Origin of the sequence: Reyranella aquatilis (genome assembly GCF_020880995.1) — a bacterium.
GTDB classification, from domain to species: domain Bacteria; phylum Pseudomonadota; class Alphaproteobacteria; order Reyranellales; family Reyranellaceae; genus Reyranella; species Reyranella aquatilis.
Window position 1 is genome coordinate 1 of record NZ_JAJISD010000010.1, and the last position, 10,752, is coordinate 10,752.

General features: G+C 64.1%; 9 protein-coding genes. 6 read left to right on the forward strand and 3 right to left on the reverse strand.

Annotated features, from left to right (window positions below; all coding sequences use genetic code 11):
* Positions 1-212: 212 nt before the first annotated feature.
* Positions 213-1,286 (forward strand): MBL fold metallo-hydrolase RNA specificity domain-containing protein, encoded by a 1,074-nt coding sequence (locus tag LJ725_RS20970; protein WP_230552780.1) that lies wholly within the window; start codon positions 213-215, stop codon positions 1,284-1,286.
* A gap of 246 nt (positions 1,287-1,532) precedes the next feature.
* Positions 1,533-1,805: a metal-sensitive transcriptional regulator gene (locus LJ725_RS20975; RefSeq protein WP_230552781.1), complete on the forward strand. Its 273-nt coding sequence runs from the start codon at positions 1,533-1,535 to the stop codon at positions 1,803-1,805.
* Positions 1,806-2,347: 542 nt separating this feature from the next.
* Here LJ725_RS20975 and LJ725_RS20980 read toward each other — a convergent pair.
* From LJ725_RS20980 to LJ725_RS20990, 3 genes are all read right to left on the reverse strand, one after another.
* On the reverse strand, positions 2,348-2,797 hold the full coding sequence (locus LJ725_RS20980; protein ID WP_230552782.1) for a potassium channel family protein: 450 nt from the start codon (positions 2,795-2,797) through the stop codon (positions 2,348-2,350).
* A gap of 379 nt (positions 2,798-3,176) precedes the next feature.
* The gene (locus LJ725_RS20985; protein WP_230552784.1) at positions 3,177-7,058 is read right to left on the reverse strand and encodes a beta strand repeat-containing protein; all 3,882 of its coding nucleotides are present in this window, start codon (positions 7,056-7,058) and stop codon (positions 3,177-3,179) included.
* 203 nt (positions 7,059-7,261) lie between these two features.
* Positions 7,262-7,996, reverse strand: a complete 735-nt coding sequence (locus LJ725_RS20990) for a Crp/Fnr family transcriptional regulator (RefSeq protein ID WP_230552785.1) — start codon at positions 7,994-7,996, stop codon at positions 7,262-7,264.
* A gap of 109 nt (positions 7,997-8,105) precedes the next feature.
* Here LJ725_RS20990 and LJ725_RS20995 point away from each other — a divergent pair, with 109 nt between their 5' ends.
* The 4 genes from LJ725_RS20995 (at position 8,106) to LJ725_RS21010 (ending at position 10,741) form a co-directional block, all read left to right on the forward strand.
* Positions 8,106-8,480 (forward strand): response regulator, encoded by a 375-nt coding sequence (locus LJ725_RS20995; protein WP_230552786.1) that lies wholly within the window; start codon positions 8,106-8,108, stop codon positions 8,478-8,480.
* A gap of 87 nt (positions 8,481-8,567) precedes the next feature.
* Positions 8,568-9,335 carry an HpcH/HpaI aldolase family protein gene (locus LJ725_RS21000; protein ID WP_230552787.1) on the forward strand — a complete coding sequence of 256 codons (768 nt, stop codon included), beginning with the start codon at positions 8,568-8,570 and terminating at the stop codon, positions 9,333-9,335.
* Positions 9,336-9,439: 104 nt separating this feature from the next.
* The gene (locus LJ725_RS21005) at positions 9,440-10,264 is read left to right on the forward strand and encodes an SDR family NAD(P)-dependent oxidoreductase (protein WP_230552788.1); all 825 of its coding nucleotides are present in this window, start codon (positions 9,440-9,442) and stop codon (positions 10,262-10,264) included.
* 66 nt (positions 10,265-10,330) lie between these two features.
* A complete protein-coding gene (locus LJ725_RS21010; protein ID WP_230552789.1) occupies positions 10,331-10,741 on the forward strand; it encodes a hypothetical protein in 411 nt (136 codons plus the stop codon).
* Positions 10,742-10,752: the final 11 nt, after the last annotated feature.

Genomic DNA, 10,752 nt, shown 5'->3' on the forward strand with positions numbered 1-10,752 from the left:
AACGGTTGGATCGTTCTCCACTCAAACTCGGTCAGATCGTAGCGCGCCATCACCAAGGCTCCTTTCGGAACCTTGAATCACTTTTTCCAAAATTTGGGAATCGTTTATGAGTATGCGACCTAGATCACACGGGGTATTTACCACTACTCGTCAAGAACGGATTCAGAGGGCGCGTCTATTGCACTTCGGCGACAAAGGATCTTTGCAGTATCTTGCTCAAAGACAGTGGTCACCTATTGGAGCGTGACGCGGAGTTCGCCAATCGGCATGGCTACTCAAAACACAAGCCGGCGCTCCCACTTTACACAGTGGCTGATGCCGAATCAGCCATCCGACACATCGAAGCAGTCGATTTTCGAAAGGCATTCTCACCGATTGACGGCGTAACGGCCCAAATGTTCCCAGCCGGCCACATACTTGGGGCTGCTATGATCCGGCTGAACCAGGGGGAGACATCGATCCTGTTCAGCGGCGATCTAGGCAGGCCAGATGACCCAATCATGCTTGAACCCGAGGCGCGGCTCCTGGCTGATTACCTCGTCGTAGAGTCTACATATGGCAACAGAAAGCATGACGATGTAGATCCGGAGGTTAGCCTGACTGAGACCGTCACGGCGACGGTAAAGCGAGGCGGAACCGTGATCGTTCCAGCTTTCGCTGTCGGACGAGCACAGTCGCTGTTGTACTATTTGCATCGCTTGAAGAAAAAAAAGGCCCTTCCGGACGTACCCATTTTCCTCGACAGTCCGATGGCTGTAGATGCGTCTGAGATCTTCTGTCGGCACCTAGGCGATCACAAGCTTGCGGCTGGAGAATGCCGGGAACTGTGCGCGACGGCTCACTATGTCCGCGGCGCAGAGGAGTCCAAAGCGCTTGATCGGCAAGCAATGCCCTCGATAATCATCTCCGCAAGCGGTATGGCGACCGGTGGCCGAATCTTGCACCATCTCAAGGCGCTGGCCTCCGACGAACGTAACACCATACTGCTGACGGGGTTTCAGGCATCCGGAACACGTGGGGCGCAGCTTCTGGCGGGCTCCAGGCAGCTCTCGATCCACGGTCAGGTCGTCCCTGTGAATGCGTCAATTGAGGCGATGCATATGCTCTCGGCGCACGCGGATGCCGATGAGATCATTCGGTGGCTTACTCCGGGTGGACATAGACCCCGGCAGACGTTCGTGGTGCATGGTGAGGTTTCTGCATCTGACACCCTGTGCCACAGGATCCGGACGGAATTGAGTTGGGAAGCGCAAGCTCCGGAGTATGCGGAAACCTTCAACTTGTGATGGAGGCAAGTGGAAGAAACCGAGTGATAGGCATGAGAAGCAAAAATCTGGCACACTGAAGCAGTGTAGTGTATGGTCGAATATTGGTGCGTGAGCTTCGATTGCTGATTGTACGTTGGAAAGAATATACGCACGCAACCTATCGCCACCGGGCTGACGCGAGGGTGAGTGACCGTTCGTGCGGACAGAGCAGCAATTGTGGGACGGGATTTGCAATTTATACCCGGGACAGATATCCATTAAACTGTGGTCGACAAACCAAAGAAATCGCAACTCGCGCGCCTGAACCGAATCGAAGGGCAGGTTCGAGGCATCGCCCGAATGGTCGATGAAGATCGTTATTGCATCGATATTCTTACGCAGATTCGAGCGGTACGTGCCGCGCTGGAAAAGGTTGAGCAGGAACTTCTGGGCAACCACCTCCGACACTGCGTGGCACAAGCTTTTGACGGTGGGTCACAGCGTGAACGCCAATCGAAGATCGATGAGTTGGTAAAAGTCCTCGATAGAAGCCGCTAGTCGTTCCATCAGGCTCGAAGTGGTCTCCATGCTGGCACTGGCACTTTCGCCGGCAATCGTGGTCGAGAGGTGAACGCTTCGCGGAATGGCATCTTCCGCGATGCCGTTGCGCTCGTACATCCCGAAGCTAACGCGTAAGCGCTTTCTAACACCGGCTGCAACTTGCCGCGTGATTGGGTGTTCGTGTGCGCTCTTTGCACAAGCCGTAAAGTTCTCCTCTCGTCGAGGCGGTCCAGAGTAATTTGTCAGTCGCCTCGTATCGCCACCACCGCAGAGCCGTTACGCTCTAGGTACATCGGTGGGTACACTAGAAATGCGCTTTCAAAAAAAAGAGCGTGATTTCAGCTAGATGGAAGGAAATTCGATTCCGTCTCGGGGCACCACTCTCTTCCGACATCGTCGCCTATCAAGCGCTCGCTTACCCGTTTCCGTCGAACCGGCGGAACATGGGGATAGCGTGTAACAGGCGACGCCTGTCTCGTTCGCAGCGCTCGTTGGCCGGCACCGGCCCGGACCTTCTCATCGGCCCCGGCACAGACGCCTCAATCCGAGCCGGTCTTCTCCAGCCAGTCATGCTCGAGCAGTCTCAGCCGGCTGGTGACGGAAAGCAGGAAGGCTGTCGACCAGCCGAACAGGATCAGCCCGTTGCCGCCCTCGATGGCGCCGAACAGCCGCCATTTGCTGTCGAGTACCACGTCCCCGTAGCCCAGGGTCGTGAAGGTCACGGTCGAGAAATAGAGTGCCGTTTCGAAGTCGCTCACGGCCCCGATCGCCCAGTAAGCGGCCCCATATAGCCAGATCTCGACCGAATGGATAGCGACCAGACCCAGGACCACGAACAGGATGACGCCGAGCTGCACGAGGCGGCTTTCGTGAGCCCGCATGCGATGCGCCCTGTCGCGCAGCACCCACAGCAGGACGAGCAGGCCGCCGAGGTGGATGGCGACGGTGAGGCTGACCATCAAGGTCGCGAGCGCGAGGTTGGCAAACATGCGTTATCCGGCGTTCCCCAGAAGAACCCTTGGGAGAGTCAGCGGCGAGAGTTGGTGACCGTTTGGATCGGGAGGACGGCCTATCCTGGGGTGGTTGAAGCCTCTCCTTCTCCATCGAAGGACCGATATGGCGTTTGGAGTTCTGGCGTTGTCAAACTGCTTCAGCAAGGCTGTTTCAGCGATCGACTTGCCGAAGTCTTGCGCTGGTCGATGCGTCCCCCGGTCGGGGTGTCGCAGCCCGTCGCGGGACGCCATTTTGCGCTCACGCATGCTGGGATACGGCACGACGGGCCGGTAAACGCCCGGCGGCACCGTTCCCGCACGTTCCCGTGCCTGCCGTCGTCCCTGATGCGGATGCGGCACGAGAGATTTCGAAGGCTTACGAAAACAGGATGTCGGTGATCGCGATGGCGTTGTGCCCGACGAGGGCGATGGCGGCGTCCGTGGAAGCGTCGAAGTGGCCGGGGCTCTGCAGCACGTAGACGCTGGTCGAGGCTCCACCCGACTGGATCACGACATGGGACGCGTCGGTGGCGAACGCCCGCAGGTCGAGCTTGCTGACGCCCGAGACGAAATCGCCGATCGTGTCGTAGCCGGTGACGAGGTTGCTGTCGGCATGACTTGAAAAGACGAAGACGTCGGCGCCGCCGCGACCCCAGAGCACGTCCGCGCCGGCCCCTCCCGTCAATCTGTTGGCGCCCGCATCGCCTACCAGCGTGTCGGCGTTCGAGCCACCGACGAGGTTCTCGATGGAGTTCATGTGGTCCACCAGCACGCCGCCGACCCAGCCCGCCTGCACGCCGAGGTCGGCATAGACCACGCCCGTGGTGGTGGCGTAGGAGGCGGTGTCGCTGCCGTCCCCGCCCCACAGCTGGTTGGTGCCGCCGCCCGGGACCGCGCCGCCGATCAGGACATCGTCGCCGCCCTGGCCGTAGAGATAGTCGATGCCGGCGCCGCCGGTCAGCACGTTGGCGTCGGCGTTGCCCACCAGGGTGTTGGTGCCCGATCCGCCCGCCAGGTTCTCGATGGAGTTCATGGCATCGACCAGCGCGCCATCGACGTAGCCCGCGAGTGCCGCAAGGTCGGCATAGACGTTTCCGGTCGTGCCGGCATACGACGCCGTATCGGTGCCGTCTCCGCCCCAGAGCTGGTTCGGCGCGGCGCCGGCGGCACCGCCGATCAGGATGTCGTTCCCGTCCAGACCATACAGGTAATCGGTATCGCCAAGGCCGCTCAGCGTATTGTCGCCCGTGTTGCCGATGAGGATGTTGCTCAGCGCATTGCCCGTCCCGTCGATATGGTCGGTGCCGATCAGGAGCAGGTTCGGAACATTGCCCGGCAGCGTGTAGCTGACGCCGGACAGGACCAGGTCGGGGTGTTCGTCGTTGCGGATGGTGCCGACGGCCGAAGCGGTGTCGATGACGGCGCCGTCGCTGGCGTTGGACAGGGTGACCTGGAAACTCTCGTCCCGTTCCACCAGCGTCTCGCCGAGCACCCAGACCGTGACGGTCTTGGAGGTCTCGCCGGCGGCGAAGCTTACGGTGCCGGACGGCATCACGCCGCCGAAGAGCGAGAATGCCGGAAGGCCACTGTCCCCTTCGGACGGGATCTGGGGAAAGAAGGGGCCGAGGTCCGAAGCGAACTGGGACAGCAGGTCGGCGGAACCGAGAAGGGCGTCGGAGGGAATGAAATCGGCGTCGAAGACATCGGAGCCGGTGACCGCCCAGCCGACGTTGGTACTGCCGCTCAGGTCGCCGGTGCGGGTAATGGTGAAGGTGAAAGGCGTGGCGCCCAGATCGCCTTCGCCCTTGTCCGCGCTGGTCGCCGCGATCGACAGCGCGGCATCGTCGTTCTGGATGAGGCCGTTCGCCGAGGCGGTGCCGATGACGGTGCCGGCGCTGGCGTTGGACAGCGTCACCGAGAAGGCTTCGTTCGACTCGACGAGGGTGTCGCCGGCGACGGCGATGCTGATCACCTTCGAGCTCTCTCCGGCGGCGAAGCTGACCGTGCCGGTCGGCAGGACGCCGCCCGCGAAATCGGCGCCGTCGACCGCGGCCCCGCTGACGGCCCACTGGGCGCTGGAGGCGCCGCTCAGGTCGCCGGTGCGGGTGACGGTGAAGGTGAACGCCGAGCTGCCCGACTGGCCTTCCGCCTTGGTGGCGCTGGTCGCGGCGATCGACAGCGAGGCATCGTCGTTGCGGATGAGGCCGTTGGCCGAGGCGGTGCCGATGACGACGCCGGTGCTGGGACTGGACAGCGTCACCGAGAAGGCTTCGTTCGACTCGACGAGGGTGTCGCCGGCGACGGCGATGCTGATCACCTTCGAGCTCTCGCCGGCGGCGAAGCTCACCGTGCCGGTCGGCAGGACCCCGCCCGCGAAATCGGCGCCATCGACGGCCGCCCCGCTGACCGCCCAGTGGGCGCTGGCGGCGCCACTCAGCAGTCCGGTGCGCGTGACGGTGAAGGTGAAGGTCGAGGTGCCGGTCTGGCCTTCGGCGTTGTCGGCGCTGGTCGCGGCGATCGACAGCGACGCGTCGTCGTTGCGGATGTTGCCGTTCGCCGAGGCGGTGCCGATGACGGTGCCGGCGGAGGCATTCGAGAGCGTCACCGAGAAGGCTTCGTTCGTCTCGACAGTGGTGTCGCCCGCGACGGCAATGCTGATCACCTTCGAACTCTCGCCAGCGGCAAAGCTGACCGTGCCGTTCGGCAGCACGCCGCCTGTGAAGTCGGCACCGTTTACCGCCGCGCCCGCGACGGCCCACTGGGCGCTGGAAGCGCCGCTCAGGTCGCCGGTGCGGGTGACGGTGAAGGTGAAGGCCGAGCTGCCGGACTGGCCTTCCGCCTTGTTGGCGCTGGTGGCGGCGATCGATAGCGACGCGTCGTCGTTGCGGATGGTGCCTTGCGCCGAGGCGGTGCCGATGACGGCGCCGGCACTGGCATTGGACAGCGTCACCGAGAAGGCTTCGTCCGACTCGACGGCGGTATCGCCCGCGACGGCAATGCTGATGACCTTCGAGCTCTCGCCGGCGGCGAAGCTCACAGTGCCGCTCGGCAACACGCCGCCCGAGAAGTCCGCGCCACTGACCGCTGCGCCCGTGACGGCCCACTGGGCGCTGGAAGCGCCGCTCAGGTCGCCGGTGCGGGTGACGGTAAAGGTAAAGGCCGAGCTGCCGGACTGGCCTTCGACCTTGTCGGCGCTGGTGGCGGCGATCGACAGCGACGCCGGGTTGGTATCGTCGTTGACGATGGTGCCCGTTGCGCTGCCGTCGAGGATCGAAGCGTTGTCGGACGGATTGGACAGGGTGACGGTGAAGGTCTCGTTGCCTTCGACGATCGCATCGCCGGTCACGGCGACGAGGATGTTCTGCTGCGTTACCCCGGGCGCGAAGGTGAGGATGCCGTTCGTGGAGACATAGTCCTCCCCGGCAATCGCAGTCCCGTTGGCCGTGGCGTAGTGGATGGTGACGGTCGAGGTGGAAGCTTCCGTCAGATAGACCGGGATGCTGACATGGCGCGAATCGCCGGCGTTCCCCTCATCGACCGATGCGTCGCCGACGGTGACGCCGACCGTCGGCACGCCGTTGCGCACGGCGAAGACGTAGGTGCCCGGTGTGCCGACATTGCTGGCGTTCTCGAGGTCGAGCAGGGCCGCCTGGTTACCCGATTGCGGAAGCTCGAAATACTCGACGCCGTTTCCGGCGCTGTAGCCGGCCCTGGCGGGCGTGCCGCCGAGGCCGTTGCTGCCGCCGGACGCACCGCCGGTCGTCCAGTCGATGTTCTCGTAGCGGAAGGTGATGTCGAAATCGCCCTGCGCGTTGATCTTGTGGAGGCTGAGCTGGAAGGCGTTCAGCTTGTTGGTCTGGCTGCTGTAGTAGCCGACATCGTCCCACGTGGCGGTGAAGGTCTGGGTGACGGAGTCGAGGTCGTACCAGAGCAGGTTCGTGCCGGTCGATGTGCCGCCCGGCGTCGGCGTGACGGTGCCGCCGCGCGTGTCGATGTCGGCCCAGTAGGCGGCGATGACGGGATTGCTGGTCGATCCCGTGATCGCGGTCGGCGTGAAGCTGCTGGAGGCGGCGTTGAAGGTCACGCTGCCGTTGTTGTTGAGATAGAAGCCCGTGTAGTAGCGGCCGAAGAAATTGATGCCCTGCGCGCCGAAGATCGGCGTGAGGTCGATCAGCCCCGTCGAGCTATCGTCATTTCGCGAGAGCGAAAACTCCCCGAAACCGGCGGTACCGCCCAGATCAGCAACCAGCGATGTCACGACGGCCTCCCCAACGGTCCGGCCAACCCTTTTCGCGCGGCCAGACCACCCTGCTGTCGTCGATACTTCCCAACGTCGGCTAAACTAAGGAGAGGGACGCCGGCTGGCAACGAAACCGATGTTCCGCAGCGACCTCAGCGGCCGCGGTTCAGAGGCAGAGTGATTCTCACTCCTTCTGATTCGGTCTTTCCCCGGCCGCCCGGCTACTCGACGGGATAGATCCCGTGCAGCACCGCATCGAAATGCTCTTCGATAGCTGCGGTGCAGCTGCAGGATTTCTCGCGCAGCGCGGCGGCATCGTTTACCCGGAATACGCCGCGCCGCGTCTCGATGACGCCCTGGTCGCGGAACTGGCGCACCACGCGGGTGACGAAGGTGCGGCCCACGCCCAGCATCTCGGCCAACTGGTCCTGCGTCATCCGGAACTCGGTCTCGCCGGTGCGTGCCATGGCCGCCAGCAGCCACTTGGCGGTGCGCTGGCTGATGGTGTGCGAGGCGTTGCAGGCGGACGTCTGGAAGACCTGCGCCAGCATGCAGTCGGAGTAGCGTGCGAACCAGTGGCGCAGTGCCAGCGATTCGAGCTTGGCCGCTTCCAGCGCCGACGTTCGGATGCGCAGGAAGCGACCGGCGGCGCGGACTTCCGATGTGGCGAAGGCGGGCAGCCGTCCATTGGACACGATCCCGCCGATGGCGCCCTCGCGGCCCACCAGCGCGACCTCGACACTGGAACCGGTTTCCTCGACCCAAACGCAGAAACTCGCGAGTGCGCCGTCGCACGGGAACCAGGTCTGCACCACGTCCTCGCCGGCCTTCTGCAGGACGTCCTTCACTTCGAGGTCCATCACCATCATGTGGGGCGCCAGCCGCTTGCGATCGTCTTCCTTCAGGATCGACAGCAGACCGTTGCCGAGAAGCTGCTGTGGCGTGGGAGCCGTCATGATCTTCGTCTCCGGACAAGGTCTTGCGGACTGTCGACTTGTAGACCGACGCCGTCTGTCCGCCATGTTACCCAACGCGCCGCATACGTGTGGAGAGGATCATAGCGAAGTGAATGCGTCGCTCGACGCGAAATCCGTCCTGTTGGCCGAAGATCAGTTCCTGATCGCCATGGATACCGAGCAGGCCCTGCTGGAGAGCGGGGCTGTCGATGTGCGGGTCGTGGCGTCGATCCGTGACGCCCTTCGGCTGCTGACGAGCTTCCGGCCGGATGTCGCCGTGCTGGATTTGATGCTGGCGGACGGCTCGGCGGCCGAAGTGGCGGAAGCGCTGGCCGCGCTTGGGGTGCCATTCGTGTTTGCGACGGGTTTCGGAGACAGCGTGGCGATCCCCGCGCCCTACAGGCACGTTCCCGTCGTACGCAAGCCTTACGGCATTGCCGATCTGGTCGCGAGCCTCAATGCGGTGGTCGGGCGAACCGACTGACTGCCGCGAAACTGGCTGGATGCACGCGCTTGCATCCGGTGCCATTCTGCGGCTCAACGGTTCCAGTGAAACGAGCGGGGGGAAGCCATGCGGCAGAACAAGATCAAGCAGAAGTGGAAGGCCGGCCAGTGGGTGTCGCTGGGCTGGCTCTCGGTGGCCAACACCTTCACCGCGGAAGTGATGGCGCGGCTGGGCTTCGACGCGCTGTGCGTCGACCTGCAGCATGGCCTGTCGGAGATGAAGGACGTGGCCCCGATGCTGCAGGCGATCTCCCAGACCGACACGGTGCCGGTGGTGCGTGTGGCCTGGAACGAGCCGGCCGCGATCATGAAGGCGCTCGACCTCGGCGCCTACGGCATCATCGTGCCGCTGGTGAACAACGCCGAGGAGGCCGCCAAGGCGGTCGCCGCCTGCCGCTATCCGCCGGTCGGCATGCGCTCCTCGGGCCCTGTGCGCGCGGTCCACTATGGCGGCGCCGACTATGTCTCCAAGGCCAACGACGAGATCGTCGTCATGGCGATGATCGAGACCAAGGAAGGCATCGCCAACCTCGATGCGATCTGCGCCACGCCTGGCCTCGACGCGGTCTATATCGGCCCGGCCGATCTGTCGTTTGCGCTGGGCCTGCCGCCGCGCGGCGACAATCCCGATCCGCTGCACATCGCGACCTGCGACAAGATCCTGGCCGCCGCGCACAAGGCCGGCATCAAGTGCGTCATGCATTGCGCGACCGCGGAGTTCGCGGCCGGCGCGATCAAGCGCGGCTTCGACATGGTGATGGTGACGTCGGACCTGTCCTGCATGATCGCGGGCGCCAAGAGCGAACTCGAGATTCTCAATACCAAGACCGCCTGAGGCGTCACGCGCCAAAGACGTGACCGGACGAGGGACGGGCCCGGGCGAAAGCCCCGGGCCCGTCCTCGTTCGACGCCACATTCCGATTTTCAGAGGGACATGACATGGGCAAGCGCGTTGCAGGAAAGATCGCCGTCGTTGTCGGCGCGGGACAGACGCCGGGCGAGACGATCGGCAACGGGGCGGCCATCGCGCTGCTGCTGGCGCGCGAGGGCGCGACGGTGCTCTGCGTCGATCGCGTGGCCGAGCGCGCCGAAAAGACGGTCGCGCAAATCTCGGCCGACGAACTCGCACGCGAGGGCGGCGCGCCCGTCCTGTCGTCGATGGCGGCCGACATCACAAAGGCGGCCGACTGCGCGCGCATCGTCGAGGAAGCGCGCTCGCGCTACGGCCGGATCGACATCCTGATCAACAATGTCGGCATCGGCGGCGGCGGCGATGCGCCGGCGCACCGGCTCGAGGAGAAGGTGCTCGATCGCATTCTCACGGTGAACCTCAAGGGCATGTGGCAGACCACGAAGGCGGCCATCCCGCTGATGCGCGAGCAGGAGGGCGGAGCCATCGTCAACATCTCCTCGCTGGCCGCGACCAGCGGGGCGACGCAACTCGCCTACGAGATTTCCAAGGCTGCTGTGAACCGGCTCACCACCCATGTGGCCCAGTCCAATGCACGCTACGGCATTCGGGCCAACGCCATCATGATGGGATTCATGGACACGCCCATGGCCGTCACCGGGATCGCCCAGGCGACCGGGCGTACCACCGACGCGGTCCGCGCCGAGCGGAATGCGATGGTGCCGCTCCGGCGCAAGATGGGGACCGGCTTCGACACGGCCTACGCCGCGCTCTACCTCGCCTCCGACGAAGCGCAGTTCGTCACCGGGGAAATCCTGCGCGTCGACGGCGGCATGGGGCTGGGTACGGTCTAGCTTGGGCTGGTCCCGACCGGTCATTCCGCGGTACTGGAAGACCGGAAGACCGAGCTGGGGAAAAGAATGAAGCTCTTGTTCATGACGTGTGCGCAGTCGAGTTCCGTCGACAGCCAGACCGGCCGGCTGAGTCTGTTCCACCTGCTGGAGCAGGTCCAGGCCCCCTCGTTCCCGACCGCGATGTCGCTCACCCTCGTCGGCATGTTCGCCCGGGAGGCCGGCGAGCCGGACGATCAGTCCGTCCGGTTGAAGGTCGAGCTGGATGGAACGGCCATCTTCGATTCGGCGGTCAACTTCTCCTTTCGGGGCAAGCAGCGAAGCCGGGTCCTGATGGCGATGAACGGTGTGGCCATTGCCTCGGCGGGGAGGCTGTCCTTCTCGTTCCTCAATGGTGACGGCGCAGCCCTCGGGGCGCCGTGGGAGGTCATCGTCGAAAAGGCCGCGCCCGCTGCCGCAGGCGCGGCGCCAGCTCCCTGAGTCCAGTTCCG

What these genes read in the sequence shown, in the direction of transcription:
- LJ725_RS21000 (WP_230552787.1), top strand. Translation starts at nt 8,568, where the DNA reads ATGCGGCAGAACAAGATCAAGCAGAAGTGGAAGGCCGGCCAGTGGGTG.
- LJ725_RS20990 (WP_230552785.1), bottom strand. Translation starts at nt 7,996, where the DNA reads ATGACGGCTCCCACGCCACAGCAGCTTCTCGGCAACGGTCTGCTGTCG.
- LJ725_RS20980 (WP_230552782.1), bottom strand. Translation starts at nt 2,797, where the DNA reads ATGTTTGCCAACCTCGCGCTCGCGACCTTGATGGTCAGCCTCACCGTC.
- LJ725_RS21010 (WP_230552789.1), top strand. Translation starts at nt 10,331, where the DNA reads ATGAAGCTCTTGTTCATGACGTGTGCGCAGTCGAGTTCCGTCGACAGC.
- LJ725_RS21005 (WP_230552788.1), top strand. Translation starts at nt 9,440, where the DNA reads ATGGGCAAGCGCGTTGCAGGAAAGATCGCCGTCGTTGTCGGCGCGGGA.